Annotated in this window: 16 protein-coding genes; 6 read left to right on the forward strand and 10 right to left on the reverse strand. The window is 63.8% G+C overall.

Annotated features, from left to right (window positions below; all coding sequences use genetic code 11):
• The gene (locus LK539_RS05430; RefSeq protein ID WP_227799895.1) at positions 1–777 is read left to right on the forward strand and encodes a class I SAM-dependent methyltransferase; all 777 of its coding nucleotides are present in this window, start codon (positions 1–3) and stop codon (positions 775–777) included.
• A gap of 588 nt (positions 778–1,365) precedes the next feature.
• Here the strand turns inward: LK539_RS05430 and LK539_RS05435 are convergent.
• From LK539_RS05435 to LK539_RS05455, 5 genes are all read right to left on the reverse strand, one after another.
• Positions 1,366–2,115: a hypothetical protein gene (locus LK539_RS05435; RefSeq protein ID WP_227799896.1), complete on the reverse strand. Its 750-nt coding sequence runs from the start codon at positions 2,113–2,115 to the stop codon at positions 1,366–1,368.
• Between the two features lie 99 nt (positions 2,116–2,214).
• The gene (locus tag LK539_RS05440; protein WP_227799897.1) at positions 2,215–3,219 is read right to left on the reverse strand and encodes a hypothetical protein; all 1,005 of its coding nucleotides are present in this window, start codon (positions 3,217–3,219) and stop codon (positions 2,215–2,217) included.
• Positions 3,216–3,743 carry a DUF2867 domain-containing protein gene (locus LK539_RS05445; RefSeq protein ID WP_227799898.1) on the reverse strand — a complete coding sequence of 176 codons (528 nt, stop codon included), beginning with the start codon at positions 3,741–3,743 and terminating at the stop codon, positions 3,216–3,218. The genes LK539_RS05440 and LK539_RS05445 overlap by 4 nt, the downstream gene beginning before the upstream one ends.
• A gap of 115 nt (positions 3,744–3,858) precedes the next feature.
• Complete coding sequence (locus tag LK539_RS05450; protein ID WP_227799899.1) at positions 3,859–4,416, reverse strand: dihydrofolate reductase family protein; 558 nt, start codon at positions 4,414–4,416, stop codon at positions 3,859–3,861.
• 70 nt (positions 4,417–4,486) lie between these two features.
• Positions 4,487–5,161 carry a glutathione S-transferase family protein gene (locus LK539_RS05455; protein ID WP_227799900.1) on the reverse strand — a complete coding sequence of 225 codons (675 nt, stop codon included), beginning with the start codon at positions 5,159–5,161 and terminating at the stop codon, positions 4,487–4,489.
• Positions 5,162–5,277: 116 nt separating this feature from the next.
• On the opposite strand from LK539_RS05455, the gene LK539_RS05460 reads away from it, so the two are divergent.
• The 4 genes from LK539_RS05460 (at position 5,278) to LK539_RS05475 (ending at position 9,429) form a co-directional block, all read left to right on the forward strand.
• The gene (locus tag LK539_RS05460) at positions 5,278–5,799 is read left to right on the forward strand and encodes a helix-turn-helix domain-containing protein (RefSeq protein WP_227799901.1); all 522 of its coding nucleotides are present in this window, start codon (positions 5,278–5,280) and stop codon (positions 5,797–5,799) included.
• Between the two features lie 99 nt (positions 5,800–5,898).
• Complete coding sequence (locus tag LK539_RS05465) at positions 5,899–7,704, forward strand: CIA30 family protein (protein WP_227799902.1); 1,806 nt, start codon at positions 5,899–5,901, stop codon at positions 7,702–7,704.
• A 16-nt stretch (positions 7,705–7,720) separates the two neighbouring features.
• A complete protein-coding gene (locus LK539_RS05470) occupies positions 7,721–8,827 on the forward strand; it encodes a sensor histidine kinase (RefSeq protein WP_227799903.1) in 1,107 nt (368 codons plus the stop codon).
• Positions 8,824–9,429, forward strand: coding sequence for a response regulator transcription factor (locus LK539_RS05475; protein ID WP_227799904.1), 606 nt, complete (start codon positions 8,824–8,826; stop codon positions 9,427–9,429). Before LK539_RS05470 ends, LK539_RS05475 begins: the two co-directional genes overlap by 4 nt.
• Here LK539_RS05475 and LK539_RS05480 read toward each other — a convergent pair.
• From LK539_RS05480 to LK539_RS05495, 4 genes are all read right to left on the reverse strand, one after another.
• The gene (locus LK539_RS05480) at positions 9,396–9,881 is read right to left on the reverse strand and encodes a hypothetical protein (protein WP_227799905.1); all 486 of its coding nucleotides are present in this window, start codon (positions 9,879–9,881) and stop codon (positions 9,396–9,398) included. The genes LK539_RS05475 and LK539_RS05480 overlap by 34 nt on opposite strands.
• Positions 9,882–9,968: 87 nt before the next feature.
• Positions 9,969–10,391, reverse strand: a complete 423-nt coding sequence (locus LK539_RS05485) for a hypothetical protein (RefSeq protein WP_227799906.1) — start codon at positions 10,389–10,391, stop codon at positions 9,969–9,971.
• 90 nt (positions 10,392–10,481) lie between these two features.
• The gene (locus LK539_RS05490) at positions 10,482–10,823 is read right to left on the reverse strand and encodes an SMR family transporter (protein ID WP_227799907.1); all 342 of its coding nucleotides are present in this window, start codon (positions 10,821–10,823) and stop codon (positions 10,482–10,484) included.
• A 33-nt stretch (positions 10,824–10,856) separates the two neighbouring features.
• Complete coding sequence (locus LK539_RS05495) at positions 10,857–11,303, reverse strand: DUF2147 domain-containing protein (RefSeq protein ID WP_227799908.1); 447 nt, start codon at positions 11,301–11,303, stop codon at positions 10,857–10,859.
• 189 nt (positions 11,304–11,492) lie between these two features.
• On the opposite strand from LK539_RS05495, the gene LK539_RS05500 reads away from it, so the two are divergent.
• Positions 11,493–12,455: a hypothetical protein gene (locus LK539_RS05500; RefSeq protein ID WP_227799909.1), complete on the forward strand. Its 963-nt coding sequence runs from the start codon at positions 11,493–11,495 to the stop codon at positions 12,453–12,455.
• Between the two features lie 17 nt (positions 12,456–12,472).
• On the opposite strand, the gene LK539_RS05505 is transcribed toward LK539_RS05500, so the two are convergent.
• Complete coding sequence (locus LK539_RS05505; RefSeq protein ID WP_227799910.1) at positions 12,473–13,636, reverse strand: DUF6447 family protein; 1,164 nt, start codon at positions 13,634–13,636, stop codon at positions 12,473–12,475.
• Positions 13,637–13,698 lie beyond the last annotated feature (62 nt).

Below are 13,698 nucleotides of genomic sequence, written 5' to 3' on the forward strand. Positions count from 1 at the left end.
ATGCACCCTACCTGCTCGCGCAACTGCCGCACCTGGCACACTCACCGTATTCTACCCATCCTGCTGGCCTGCCTGTCGGCTCTGACGCTGCTGTCATCCGCTAGCATCGATGCCGTCGCACAAGCAGAGACCACCGATACGCGCTATGAACGGATCGAACCCAGCCCTGATGGCATCGGCAAGCGCTACATGGGCCGCGAGATCGCTGGCGTGATGGGATGGGAGGGCGCGCAATGGCTCGAACGCCAAAGCCGCGCACGCGAGGAGCGTCCGGAATTGCTTTTGCGGGAACTGGCGCTGGCGCCCGGCATGACGGTGGCCGACATCGGCGCCGGGACTGGCTACTACACCTGGCAGTTGGCAAAGAAGGTCGAGCCCGGAGGACGTGTGTATGCAGTCGACGTGCAGCCGGAAATGATCGGCATGCTCGACAAGCAGATGGCAAAGCGCGGCGTGCGCAACGTGGTCTCGGTGCTGGGCAGCGAAACCAGCGTCAAACTGCCGCCAGCCAGCGTCGACTTGGCCATCATGGTCGATGTCTATCATGAACTCGCCTATCCCTCGGAAGTCCTCGACAGCATCGTCGGCGCCCTCAAGCCGGGCGGGCGCGTCGTCTTCGTCGAATACCGTGCCGAGGATCCGGCAGTCGCGATCAAGCCGCTGCATAAGATGAGCGAGCAGCAGGTACGGCGTGAAGCCACTGCGCATGGCCTCACGTGGGAACGCAGCGTCAAGTCGCTTCCAATGCAGCATGCGATCGTGTTTCGCAAGCCCTGAGCAGATTTTCTTGCCCTTGGTATCGGTGAGTAGCGGCCACTGCGCGCTCGTGGGCCAGGCATTGAGTCTTACCGAGCCCAGTCAGTGCATCTGCGATGCCCGACGCATACTGCCCAAGCAGACGGCTATGCAGCACTGACCATCTTGAGAGGCAGCTGTCGAGCCAAGGCGGACCTGGGTCCGTGCATTCCTAAGGGATGAGCAAATAAAATGTGTAGCAGAGCGCCCCGATAATGAAATAAATTGCGATAAATGCTGACCACATCATGAAGCGCCCTTCCCAATTGCCCTCCTTGCTGAGTTTTGCATAGTATCCCCATGCATGTCCGGGTTGGTATCGCTTCCGATGTTTGTAGTCAATTATTTGATTGGGAATGCCAACAACGACCAGGAAAATAAGAGTAAGAATCTTAAGTGTAAGCATGGTGTTCCCACTTGGTCGACGTTACTTCAGTAAGATCGCTTCCAGCCGAGTGCTGGCTGTTACCACCTACAGTTCTCTAAGGCACGCGGAAGCAGTCGCATTTTAAATGCGGTCGCTCAACGATATATTAAGCGGCGTGGTATGCGACGGTTTCCGAAACCAAGTTAGACATCATTCAGATTTGCCTTTGACATCGGAACTGCCGACTCCATGACCAAACGAAGCGCAAGGCATGGGTCGAGCGTCGCTCTTCCCATAACGATGACCTCCTGGATGGATAGGCTCAGCAAAACAGGCCAATGTTCTGGATTGGGGCAGAACTTGACGATAAGAGGCTTCAGCGCCGGCCAAAGGGTGTGGATATAGTTGAGTGGAAGATCATGTGGTGTGTGCTGATCAGGCACACGTGGCACACCAAACGCCTGTGTTCCGACCACTGCCGAGGCGTGCTTGAATATGTCCGCGACATCGGGGAGAGTCCCGCAGCCCGCCTGTTGTGCGCCGCCACCTGCGATATTCCAAACGGAATATTGAGACTCGGCTAGCAGTTTGTTCAGGTCGTCACCAAAAAAGTAGATCTTGCCGTCCTTCGTCTCCACGGAAGTGAGCAGGCCAACTTCCGGCAAACCGCGCGCAACAGCTTGCGCCCGAACAGCAGCTTGACACGAGTAACCTGCAAGAGCACCGAGAGCGCAGAGTAGTGATTCGATATGGACGCCGCGCTCGGTTTTCATCGCGCCGAGTAAGCGTTGAGTGAGCTCCTTACTACCAATTTTTGCGCCGATGAGGGGATCTGCTTTACTGCGTTCGGCAATCTGCCGCAGCAACGCTTGCTCGGCAGCATCGGGAATGGGTTGAGCATTGACTTGAGCTGCAGTAGATATCCCAAAGAGTATTAATAGCTGCTTCAGCATTGATCGTCTCGCTATCGAAAAAGATTGTGATGGTGTGAAAGGGGGAGATCTTATGTCTGCTACTGGCTGCGCATTCAATCGGTGCTCGCAACACACTGTTCAGGCAATCGGCAGCTCGGCGCGGGCCTGGCACAGTTCATCGTGTAACCGCTGTACTGCAAGTGCAGCAGGTGCGCTGACGCCGCTGCCGATCGTCTCCATGAAGCGGCAGGCAGCGAAGCCAGCGGCCGCGCGGTCGTAGTGTTCCAGCCACGCTCGTCGCTGCGGCAGCCGCTCAGGGGCAACCGGCCAGACGCCGGGTCGTGGGGTGAGCCGGCCCTCTATGCCAATGCGCCATGGTTTGGCCGAGACGCGCGCCCTGAAGCAGTGCTGGTTCAGGCACATGGCCACGTATACGGGATCGGTGCCCAATTCGCGGAAGCACTCGGCCACCTCGGGCTCCAGCGGATCAAACAGGCGATGGGTGGCAAGCAGGCGCAATCCGGCCGGCGTACGGTAGACATGGATCAACCAGTCGGGACGCTTGCTCATGAAGCGCTGAACGCGCGCACGGGCGATTTTTTCCGGCCCGCCGCCGGTCCGCACCCTTATGCCGTGGATGAGGTTCGCGATCGCGGATGAAAGCGACAGCGTCAGCAGCGCGGCGATCACACCCGCTATCCACAACATGCGGGTGCTTTCGCCGCTCGCCGCCAGGCGATATACCACACCCGCACCGACTGCGAGCAGGACCAGTGCGATGCCGCCGACCATGCGCAGACTGGCGCCGGCAGGGAAATCGATATCGGCAAACAGCACGCCCGGCGTATTCAGGCAGCGCGCGCCGTATGAGTTGCGGGTGATGACGGTGTCGCCGATGCGGTCGACCACTTCTTCCCGGATCGGGAGCCCATTGCCGCCGTTGTATGGCACCTTGCGCTCGCGCCGCGGCAAGGGCTCGCCGGAGACGGCACGCGCAAGCGCTTCGTCGACGCGTGCCTGTGCATTGCGTTGTGCGTCCTCTTCGCTGGCGTCGGACCAGCCGAAACGCCTGATCGTGATCTGCTTTCCTTTACGGCGATACTGGGCCCTCGCTTCAGCCCAGAAACTGGGGACGACCATCATTCGCTGAAGTGGCCCGATGCGGGCCAGCCGATCCTCGCTGCACGGCGCAGGCTGGCCTTGACCACCATGCGGTGGAAGGGGGCGATCACGAACAGATAGGTCCGTCCCAGCAGGTTGTGGCAGTGGACCACCGTGGTCACCGTCAGGTCTTGCGCACCGCACAGGATGGACACCCGGAAGTCGAGGTGCCGGTCGTCCTCGCCCAGCACGATCTCGTTCTCGCACCTGGTGTAGATGCGGAAGATGCCGACCCGCTCGTTCTTCTCCCTGCCGGCCAGCTGCGCCAGCTGGCGCGCTGTTTTCAGGCCGAAGCAGGCGACGATGGTGTCGCGTAGGCCTGTGAGCCAATCGACCCAGCCCGGCTGGTGCGCGACGATGAAGCGGACCAGGGTTTCCGGGTCGCGCGTTGCGCCGGCGGGAAGCGGGATCGCGAAGGCGTCGGCCAGATGGACCGGTTCATCGATCCAGGTGAGGCCCGACTGCGGCAGTGATACCGGCACGGCGACGGTGGATTCGACAGGCATGGGGCAGCTCAAAGTGAGGTTCAGCGCCTGCAGTATGGAGCGGGGACGGCTGATGATCAATGCGTCCTGCATCGCCTGCGCTTTTTCTCATGAGCAGGACGAGGACGCGGTCGAATCAGTGCGCGCGCCGGTAGTGCATGGCGACCGCGCCGTTGCGCAGTGGTGTCGCCGAGACCAGCTCGAGCTGTCGCGTGCCGGGCAGTCCGCCTGCGTACAGGGTAGGGCCATGGCCGGCGATCCTGGGGTGGACGAGCAGCCTGTACTCGTCGATCAGGTCCAGCCGCTCCAGCTCGGTCGCGAGCTTGCCGCTACCGAGCAGCACGCCATTCGGTGTCGCGTCCTTGAGCTGTTGTATGCCCGATCGCAGCTCGCCGACGATGTGGTGACTGTTTGTCCAGGGGAAGTCCGTTCGTGTCGAGGACACCACATACTTTGGCTTGGCCTCCAGCTTCAGCGCCCACTCGCGCATCGCAGGCGGCGCCTCGGTAGCGCCGCGGGCGACCATTGGCCAGTAACTTTCCATCATCTCGTAGGTGACGCGGCCCCACAGCATTGCTCCGCTCTCGTCCATGAGGCGGGTGAAGAAGGCGTGTGTTTCGTCGTCGGCGATGCCTTCCTGGTGGTCGACGCAGCCGTCCAGGGTAAGGTTGATACTGAAGATTAAGCGTCCCAACAGATCCTCCGTTTGCGTTACGTGACGGGCAAGCCGCCGTCCATGCATGCGTCCACCTCAGTTGAAGCAGTCAATCCCTGTCAGGCGCTCCCAAGGGGAAGTAATGCCTGAATGGCCGACCTCCATCCACGGCGCGCGCAAACGAGGGGCGCGCCAGCAAACGCGCCCGGTACGCACGTACTTCCGGATAGGCCGCACTGATCGGATGGGTCCAGTCAGCATAGAACAGGGACGGGGCTGCGGCACAATCTGCGAGAGTAAAATTGGCGCCGGCTACCCAGGGGGCCTTGTTCCTGGCCAGGTGGGCCTCGAGCCATGCGTAGGCCAGTTCGAGTTTTTCTGCCGCATGGGTGTGCGCTTCCTGTTTTTTGAGGGCATCGCCGCTCAATGCGCCGCCCACCGCATGCTGCACCAGAGCGATGACGTGCAGGTCGAAGAAGCGGTCGAGAAAGCGCACGTTCAGCGCATCCAGCGGATCTTCCGGCAGCAGCGGGACAGCGCCCGGGTAGGCAAGCTGCAGGTATTCGACAATCACGCTGGCCTCGACGATGCTACGGTCGGCGTCTACCAGCAACGGAAACGTGCGCAGTGGCCAGCGCTCCAGCCAGTCGGCAGTATGTTGCGCATGGTTCAGCGCATTGTCATCGAGCGATAAAAGAGAATGAGGAACATCGTTTTCGAATAGCGCAACGAGCACCTTTTGGGTGTATGAGGAGAACGGATGACCGTAAAGCAAAAGCGACATGGGACGTCCCTCTACAGAGTATGATGCTCGGGTGAGTTCAACCGATTGCATATTGCAAGTGGTTGAACTCTACGCTGCGGCGCTGTGGAAGGCAATATTAATTTGGAGAGATATCGATGCCGCAAAAAGGTCGCTCAGCTTGCCCGATCAACCTGGCACTGGAACAGTTGGGTGATCACTGGACCTTGATCGTCATCCGCGACCTCATGTTCGGAAACCGGCGTACCTATGGCGACCTGCTGGCGAACAGCGAAGAAGGGATCGCCTCGAACATCCTGGCGGATCGTCTCAAACGTCTGGTCGCCGCCGGCTTGCTGAGCAAGGCACCGGACCCGCAACATCGTCAGAAAGCCATCTATTCGCTCACGGAGCCCAGCATCCAGCTGGTGCCGCTGCTTGCGCACCTGGGATCCTGGGGCCGCCGCCACACGGCACCAAGCAGGGAACTCTCTGTGCGCGCCGAGCTGCTGGAAGCAGGCGGCCCAGCGCTGTGGGACGCATTCATGGAAGAGTTGCGCTACCTGCACCTGGGCGCACAGGCACCCGAGCGCTCGGTCTTCAAGGAACTTCAGGCAGCGTACGAACAAGCCATGCGTGACGGGCCGGCGCCAGGACAGGGGACAGCACCCGCCCCGTAAGGGCATGACAATTGTCATGACAAACTGATGGCGCCTGCTTCTACAGGCGCCATCGCCGTTCTCGCATACTGGCTTCACACCAACCAATGCGAGGAACGCATGAAGCCCACCGCCCTGAAAGTCCTGTCCGTCGCCGCAAGCCTCCTGCTGGCAGCGTCCGCAAATTCGGCCAACGCCGCGCCCACCCTGGTCCAGGACGTGCGCGTCTTCGATGGCGAGCGCGTGCACGAGCGCCGCTCGGTCCTGTTCGATAATGGCGTCATCGTTGACGCCGACTTCAAGGGCAAGGCGCCGCAGGGCGCCCGCGTGGTCAGCGGCGCCGGCCGCACCCTGCTGCCGGGCCTGATCGACGCCCACACCCACGCCTTCCGCTTCCACGAACTGCCGGTGCTGTTCGGCGTGACGACCCAGATCGACATGTTCACCGACGTGCCGACCCTGAAGAAGGCCAAGCTCGAGATGGCACATGGCGGCAACAGCCGCCGGGCCGACCTGTTCTCAGCCGGCACCCTGGTCACGGCGCCCGGTGGCCACGGCACCCAGTTCGGCATCGCGATCCCGACCATCACCAGGCCGGAAGAAGCGCAAGCCTTCGTGGACGCCCGCATTGCAGAAGGCTCGGACTTCATCAAGATCGTGATGGAAGGCGGCTATGGCTACAAATCGCTCGACCTGGCCACGGTGAAGGCGGTGATCGACGCAGCGCACAAGCGCGGCAAGCTGGCCGTGGTCCACATCAGCAACGAGAAGGATGCGCGCGCCGTGCTGGAGGCGGGCGCCGATGGGCTGGTGCACCTGTTTGCGGCTGGTTCCGCCGATGCGGAAGGGCTGGCCAGGCTGGCGCGCTCTAAGGGCGCCTTCGTGATTCCGACCTTCGCGGTACTCGAGAGCATGGCCAACTTCCGCGGCGACGACCTGCTGGCCAACCCGTCCTTCGCTGCGCTGCTCGACAAGGATGGGCAGGCGCCGCTCAAGGCCAGGTACGGCAATGAAGCAAAACCGGCGCTGCTGGTGGCGCCGAAAGCCGTCACCGCCGCGATGGTGAAGGCGGGCGTGCCGGTGCTGGCCGGGACCGATGCCGGCAACCCGGGCACCCAGTATGGCGTCAGCATGCACCGCGAACTGGCGGCCCTGGTCGAGGCGGGAATGACGCCCTCGCAGGCGCTCACCGCCGCTACCAGCGCGCCGGCCGGGGCCTTCAAGCTGGGCCAGCGCGGCCGCATCGCCAAGGGCTACAAGGCGGACCTTCTGCTGGTCGAGGGTAATCCCACCGCCGACATCCTGGCCACTCGCCGGATTGTCGAAGTATGGAAGGATGGCGAGAGTGCGAATGGCCTGGTCGATGCCCAGCGCCGCCAGGTGGCCAAGGCCGCCCAGGAAGCGCAGGGAAGCAATCCCATTGCGCTGCCGCCGGATGGCCGTATAAGCCAGTTCAGCGAGAAGCGCCTGGCCAGCCCGATCGGCATCGGTTGGGGACCGTCCACCGACAGCTTCGCCGGCGGTAAGTCGACCGTGAAGCTGGCGCCGCAGCCGGCCCTGCCGGACGGCCAGGTGCCGCTCGCGATCAGTGCGACGGTTGCGCCGGGCCTGCCCTTCGCCTGGTCGGGCGTGGCTTTCATGCCGGGCGCCCAGCCGATGCAGCCGGCCAACCTGAGCGCGGCGAAGACCGTGCGCTTCAAGGTGCGCGGCGACGGCAAGACCTACCAGATGATGGCGATGTCGCAGGGCGTGCAGATGCCCGGTGCGAAGAGTTTTACCGCGGGCCCGGAGTGGACCGAGGTCAGCGTCCCTTTTAGTGACCTCAAAGGCATCGATCCGGCGGCCATCACCATGTTAGGATTCAACGCCGGCCCGCAGCCGGGCGACTACCGCTTCGAGATCGCCGACGTGCGCCTGCTGCCGTAACAAGAAGAAGACGACGATGAAGAAGATCATGGGGATGCTGAAGGGACCGTGGGTGCCGCCGGAGCAGGGCAGGATGCCTTACTTCTGGCTCCTGAGCCTCGGCTACATGGGCTGGAAGTACGCCTACATCACGCCCGGGCCGCTGGAACTGGCGATGCTGATCCTGACGCTGGGGGTGTTCGTGCCCCTGTACTTCGCCAGCTACTGGGCGCGCGGCTGGCAGGTCTATGCCTGCATGCTCGCGGGCTGCCTGATCGGCACGGCCTGGGTGCGGTGGAATCCGGGTGCGGCCACCTTCTTCATCTTCGCCTGCGCCATGGCGGCCGGCATCGAGCGCATGAAGCAGGCGATGCTGGCGATCGGCGCCATCGTCGTGTGCGCGCTGCTCGCCTCGCTACAGATTAAAGAGACGCGCTTCATGTTCCTGATGCCGATCCTGACCATCAGCCTGCCGGTGGGCTTCGGCTCAGTGATGGATGCGCGCCTGCGCCGTTCGCGCCAGCAGCTGATGCGCAAGCAGGAAGAGGTCGAGCACATGGCCACCATCGCCGAGCGCGAACGCATCTCGCGCGACCTGCACGACCTGCTGGGCCATTCGCTGTCGCTGATTGCGCTGAAAGCCGAACTGGCGCGTAAACTCGTGCACCGCGACGCCGATGCCTGTGCGCGCGAAGTCGGCGACATCGAAGCCAGTGCGCGCCAGGCCTTGGCCGAGGTGCGCGCCGCCGTCACCGGCTACCGCGAAAAAGGGCTGGCCAGCGCGCTGGCAAGCGCACGCGCCAGCCTGGCGGCGGCCGATGTCCGGCTGGAAGAGAAAGTCGAGCGCATCGAGCTGGGGCCGGCTGCCGAGAACGTGGTGGCGCTGGCCCTGCGCGAAGCCGTGACCAATGTGGTGCGCCACGCAGGCGCGAGCCGCTGCAGCGTCTCGCTGTCGCTGGAACACGGCGTGGCGGTGCTGCGCATCGCCGACGATGGCCAGGCGCGCAGCGAGGCCGATATCCGCCACGGCAACGGCCTGTCCGGCATGCGCGAGCGCGTCGCCTCGGTCGGCGGCAGGCTGGCCTTGCGTGCGCGCGCCGGCCTCGAACTCGAACTGCGCATTCCCACCGGAGCCACGTCATGATCCGCATCCTGCTGGCCGAAGACCAGACCCTCGTCCTCGGCGCAATGGCCGCGCTGCTCAGGCTCGAGCCCGACTTCGAAGTCGCCGGCGCCGCCACCAACGGGCGCGAAGCGTTCGACATGTGCGAGCGCCTGCAGCCCGACATCGTCCTGACCGACATCGAGATGCCCCTGATGACGGGGCTGGAGCTGGCGGCCCAGCTGAAGGAGCGCCGCCTGGGAGCGAAGGTGATCGTGGTGACCACCTTCGGGCGCAGCGGCTACCTGCGGCGCGCCATGGAGGCCGGCGTGCGCGGTTACCTGCTCAAGGACGCCCCGGTCGACGCCCTGGCGGCGGCGATCCGCGCCGTGCATGGCGGCGGGCGGGCGATCGCGCCCGAACTGGCAATGGAAAGCTGGAGCGGCGGCGCAGACCCGCTGACCGAGCGCGAACGCCAGGTGCTGCGCCTGGCCGGGGAGGGCAAGAGCAGCGGCGACATCGCGCGCCAGGTACACCTGTCGGAAGGAACGGTGCGCAACTACCTGTCCGAGGCGATCAGCAAGCTCAATGCCGCCAACCGGGTCGAGGCCTACCGTATGGCGCGCGACGCCGGCTGGCTGTAGGCTTGCGCGCGGCGGCCGTTCTTCGGCTTCGGGGTGTGCGTCAGGGGATAGATGAAGCTCATGTACAGCACCAGGGTGAACACCATCAGGAAGCCGCACACCCGCAGCAGCATCGGATGGCCGCCATGCCAGACCACGGTGGCGCTGGCGCCGAAGGGCACCATCATCAGCAGCGAAGCGAGGGAACGCAGCGGCGGAGAACGGCGCATGCGGTGGCCCGCCAGCCCGATCACGAAGTAGCCGCCGGCCGCGAGCAGCATCCCGCCCAGCATGACGAAGGGTTCGGCGATATCCGGCAGCAGGTGGGAGATGCGGCGCAGCAGCAGGGGTGGATGGACCAGGGCGAGCACGCCGGCGAACAGGCTGAGCAGGCGTAGGTAGCGGAGCAGCCGGCCTCGCACCACGGGGCGCGCAGCGTTGATGGGACCTTGGGCACTGGTCGGTATGCTCATCGGGGATCTGGCTACGGGCCGTTCATGGCCCCGACGATAGCACAGAGCGCCTGCCGAAGACGGCGGCCTGTTTTGCCGTGCGCGTGTTTACAGGTGATGCAGAACCGGCGGGCGGTGCTGGCGCTTTTCGCGCGCCCGCACCCGGCTCGGGCTGGGTTCCTGCAGCAGCAGGAAGGCCAGCACCAGCGCGACCATCAGGGTAAAGCAGAGCAGTGCGCCGCTCATCCACAGGGCCAGCGGCTCGGCGCTGTGCCACATGGTCGCCATCCCGGCCACGAAGGCGGCCCCCAGCAGCAGGGCGCACAGGCGGCCCAGCGCCGGCGAGCGCTTGATGCGGTGAATGGTCATGCCGACGATGAAGAAGCTCGACGCGGCCAGCAGCAAGGCCGCCAGCAGGGTGACGGAACGCGACAGCTCGAACAGGCCGGCGCCTTTCGGGAACAGCATGGCCGGTGGCGCCACCAGCACCAGGATGCCGGCGGCAAGGCAGGCGAGACGCAAGAAAATCATGGTTTCCTCGTTACAAATCGTTGTGCATACAACTCAGCAGTAACGAGAAGATAGCGAAATTACAATCCTGGTGGCGCGCGAATGGAAGAGTCAGTGGCTGACGCTGTTCGAGAACAGGTTGATGACCGCGACGCCCGCGATGATCAGCGCCAGGCCGGCGATGGCAGGCAGGTCGAGGCGCTGCCCGTAGACGGCCCAGCTGATCAGGGAAATCAGGACGATGCCGACGCCCGACCAGATCGCATAGGCGATGCCGGTGGGGAGTATCCGCAGGCTGAAGGTCAGCAGGTAGAAGGAGAGGGCGTAGCAGCCCACCGTGACCAGGCTGGGCAGCGGTTTGGTAAAGCTGTCGGAGGCCTTGAGCGCGGTGGTGCCGATGACCTCGGCCACGATGGCGAAGGCAAGGAAGAGGTAGGCCTTGGCGGGCGACATACGAAAAAGCGGCCCGCAGGCCGCCTTGAAAGATTACTGCTCGCGCACCCAGGTCTGGGTACGGCCGAACATCGGCGCGCCGATGTAGCCGCGCACGTCGAGCTTGCTGCCATTGTCCTTCAGGCTCAGCTTGCTCTTGTAGGTCTTGCCCTTGGACGGATCAAGGATCTCGCCGCCGGTGTATTCGTTGCCGTCCTTCTTCAGGCCCCACAGGATGGTCATGCCCACGATCGGCTGGTCCTTGCGCGCGCCTTCGCAGGCGGTGCACTTCGGGTTCTGGTCCTGGTCGGCCGGGCGGAACAGCTTGTCGATCTTGCCGGTCAAAACACCGTTCTCTTCGGTGATGCGGACGAGGGACTTGGGTTTGCCGGTCTCATCGTCGATGGTTTTCCATACGCCCGCTGGCGAGGCGTTTTGCGCCCACGCTGCCGGCATCGCGAACATCATGGCGATCAGGCCTGCCTTCATCAGTTGTCGCATCTTGGGTCTCCAGAATCGTTATTGGTATGGCAGAGTGTAGCAAACCCGTCCAGACAAGTGGATAGTGGAATCCGAGGATTCCTTCCAATCGTGGCGGCAGGGCCATGTTGACAATCCGCCGACACTTTGATGACATGTGAATTGTTTCCAAAGCGATACAATCCGCCATTTTTTGACCGAGGAACCGCATTGAAGAGCTTTTTCCGCTTGCCCCTGGTGCTGGGCGCCATCCTGTCCGCTTCCGCCGGCGCAGCCGAGGTCAAAGGCTTGAGCATGCAAGTGCATGACCTTGCCACCCCCTTCGCGCAGGTGTGGGACCGCAACGCGGGCAAGCCGGACAGCGCGTTCGTGCAGGACTTCAAGACCACCATTGCATCGCGCTTCCCGGCCTTCTACGATGTGCAGCGCTTCGGGGGCAGGCGGACCGAAGCCCAGCACGACGGGGAAATCGCCAAAGCCCGTACCGAATTCCCATCCATGCGAGCCGCCTATGACAGGAAGGTGGCGCGCTTCACCCAGGACCTGCCGGGCCATATCGCGAGCTTCCGCGCCACTTTCCCGGATTACGCGGCCAAGACCGACATCTGGTTCCTGCACTCGCTCGGCGAAATGGACGGCGGCACCCGTACATTCGACGGGAAAACCTATTTCATCTTCGGGGCCGACGCCATGGTCAAGTACCACGGGGATGGCGACGAAGCGGCCTTCTTCCACCATGAGCTGTTCCACGACTACCACAACATGAACTGCGCGAAGGAGCCGGTGTGGGTGGGATTGTGGAACGAAGGCCTGGCGACTTACGTGGCCAAGCGCATGAATCCGTCGGCGAACAACAGCGAACTGCTGCTCGACATTCCCCACAACCTGGTGGCCGACACGCGCAAGCAACTGGGCCGCGCCTTCAACGACCTGCACGGCAAGCTGGAGAGCGAGGACCAGACGCACTATGCGGGCCTGTTCCAGGGCCGGGGCGGCGACGGCACTGGCCTGCCGGCGCGGCGTGGCTACTACCTGGGCTACCTGGTGGCAGAAGAGATCGGGAAGGGCATGAGCATGCAGCAGATGGCCAGGCTGGAGTGCGGGGCAGCGCACAAGGCGGTGGTGGGGGCAGTGGAGGCGCTGCGCAGCCAGCACGCATCGACCGGAAAATAAGGCGTGGCGCGCCGGATTCAGGCCGGCGGCAAGAGACTCTTCAAGGCCTGGACATAGGACGCGCGCGCGGTCTGCAGCACAGCAAGCTGCGCCTGGAGGCGGGCGAGTTCCTGGTCCACGAACTGGATGCTTTGTAACTGCACCTTCGCCTCCTGGGAGAGGCTGGCGACATCATAATCGGTGTTGTCGATCGTAATAGTTTTCACGGCTTGATCCTGGGTGGGTAATGGGTGGGTGTTGGCGGTGTGCTGCACCAGCCGCAGGTTCGCCTGCTGGACGTCCTGGACGACGCGCTTCAGGACATCAGGAGACTGGTGCCAGCGCCTGGCGCGCTGGCGGCTGCACTGCTGCAGGGCCTGTTCGCGCCCCTGCGCTGCGTCACGGGGCAAGGCATATCCGGCACTGCGCAGCGCCGTCGCGGCCTGCTCGAAGACGGCGTCCGGCATCGGCGCCTCGCGCAGCACCGCAGCGCTTGGCGCGAAGCCACCGGCGCGCGTCAGCGCCAGCATGTACTGGGCAGCGTCATGGATCTTGATGTGTCCGTTGGGCTTCACGTGGATGAGCGGGCAATGCGGGGCAAGCTCGGGCAAGAGGTGGTTCGCATACCATTGCCCTTCCCAATAGCCGGACCCGATCTGGCGGAAGTGGACGAAGTCCCGGATCGGTACGAATTGCGCCTCGTCGAAAGGCAGGATTTCGACCTTCGGCTTGGTGATCGTCACGGTGTCGTTGGAGACGTCGACGTACAGGCTGCCGACCTGGAACGCGTTCTGGAAGTATTGTTCGCGCAGCGCCCCCCAGGTCCGGCGCACGGTGCCGCCGGCAGCCTGGAAGGCTCGCAGCGCGCGCAATCCGGCGGCGGCCTGCTCGGGCAACTGCGACTCGTCGAGCGAGCGCAGGCGATCCTGCACAGCCAGGCTGATTTCCAGGCAATGCCCTAGTGGGTATGCCTTGCCCTGCTTGACAGGGCTCGCTCGCCCGAGTTCGGCGTCTACCTGCAGGCGTACGGCCAGCATGCAGGCGCCCAGTTCGGCAATGGCGGGCAAGAGGTACTGGGCGGTCAGCGTGGCCTCGCGGACTGGAGCGGCTACGCGGGGCTCGTTCGGCAGCAGGCGTCGCGCCAGCGGGCCGGGACGGCCAGGCGCGGCGCGTGGACCGGCGCCCGTATCGGAACTTGTCATTGAACGGGAACTGCTTGATTACATGACGCATGGTTCGTCCGGCAGGCATGCCCGCTGGACGA

The sequence above is a fragment of the Massilia sp. IC2-476 genome (assembly GCF_020707295.1).
Lineage (GTDB): Bacteria > Pseudomonadota > Gammaproteobacteria > Burkholderiales > Burkholderiaceae_D > Telluria.

What these genes read in the sequence shown, in the direction of transcription:
- LK539_RS05470 (WP_227799903.1), top strand. Translation starts at nt 7,721, where the DNA reads ATGAAGAAGATCATGGGGATGCTGAAGGGACCGTGGGTGCCGCCGGAG.
- LK539_RS05465 (WP_227799902.1), top strand. Translation starts at nt 5,899, where the DNA reads ATGAAGCCCACCGCCCTGAAAGTCCTGTCCGTCGCCGCAAGCCTCCTG.
- LK539_RS05505 (WP_227799910.1), bottom strand. Translation starts at nt 13,636, where the DNA reads ATGACAAGTTCCGATACGGGCGCCGGTCCACGCGCCGCGCCTGGCCGT.
- LK539_RS05490 (WP_227799907.1), bottom strand. Translation starts at nt 10,823, where the DNA reads ATGTCGCCCGCCAAGGCCTACCTCTTCCTTGCCTTCGCCATCGTGGCC.
- LK539_RS05485 (WP_227799906.1), bottom strand. Translation starts at nt 10,391, where the DNA reads ATGATTTTCTTGCGTCTCGCCTGCCTTGCCGCCGGCATCCTGGTGCTG.
- LK539_RS05475 (WP_227799904.1), top strand. Translation starts at nt 8,824, where the DNA reads ATGATCCGCATCCTGCTGGCCGAAGACCAGACCCTCGTCCTCGGCGCA.
- LK539_RS05455 (WP_227799900.1), bottom strand. Translation starts at nt 5,161, where the DNA reads ATGTCGCTTTTGCTTTACGGTCATCCGTTCTCCTCATACACCCAAAAG.
- LK539_RS05430 (WP_227799895.1), top strand. Translation starts at nt 1, where the DNA reads ATGCACCCTACCTGCTCGCGCAACTGCCGCACCTGGCACACTCACCGT.
- LK539_RS05440 (WP_227799897.1), bottom strand. Translation starts at nt 3,219, where the DNA reads ATGATGGTCGTCCCCAGTTTCTGGGCTGAAGCGAGGGCCCAGTATCGC.
- LK539_RS05495 (WP_227799908.1), bottom strand. Translation starts at nt 11,303, where the DNA reads ATGCGACAACTGATGAAGGCAGGCCTGATCGCCATGATGTTCGCGATG.
- LK539_RS05480 (WP_227799905.1), bottom strand. Translation starts at nt 9,881, where the DNA reads ATGAGCATACCGACCAGTGCCCAAGGTCCCATCAACGCTGCGCGCCCC.
- LK539_RS05445 (WP_227799898.1), bottom strand. Translation starts at nt 3,743, where the DNA reads ATGCCTGTCGAATCCACCGTCGCCGTGCCGGTATCACTGCCGCAGTCG.
- LK539_RS05435 (WP_227799896.1), bottom strand. Translation starts at nt 2,115, where the DNA reads ATGCTGAAGCAGCTATTAATACTCTTTGGGATATCTACTGCAGCTCAA.
- LK539_RS05460 (WP_227799901.1), top strand. Translation starts at nt 5,278, where the DNA reads ATGCCGCAAAAAGGTCGCTCAGCTTGCCCGATCAACCTGGCACTGGAA.